We start from the raw sequence: 363 nt of genomic DNA, 5'->3' as shown, positions 1-363 counted from the left end.
GATATACTCCGCTTTTTCCCAGGCTTCTTTTTCGGTCGCGGCGATAATCGGACGGAAAGAGATATTAAAACCGATCTGTCGACCATGGCGAGCGGCGGCGGCACGTACCGCACGCACGGTTTCGGCCGCGCCCGCCAGCGGTTCGCCCCACAGTGCAAAAACGTCGGCATGTTTTGCCGCCACGCTAATCGCTTCCGGCGAGGAACCGCCAAAATAGACCGGCAGCTGCGGCTGTAGCGGCTTGACGGCGGAAAAAGCCTGTTCAGCCTGATAAAGCTCGCCCTGATGGTCGAAAGGCGCTTCGGCCGTGAGGCTGTTTTTCAGTACCTGCAAAAACTCATCGGTGCGCGCATAGCGTTCGGC

General features: G+C 59.0%; 1 protein-coding gene. It reads right to left on the bottom strand.

Annotation, left to right across the window (positions count from 1 at the left end):
* A partial coding sequence (locus AB4091_RS22035) for an LLM class flavin-dependent oxidoreductase (RefSeq protein WP_442295077.1) occupies positions 1-363 on the bottom strand: 363 nt, incomplete at both ends.

The organism is Terrabacter sp. 2RAF25 (assembly GCF_052115265.1).
In the GTDB taxonomy this organism is placed as follows: Bacteria; Actinomycetota; Actinomycetes; order Actinomycetales; family Dermatophilaceae; genus Terrabacter.
This window is presented reverse-complemented; position numbering and strand designations above follow the sequence as displayed.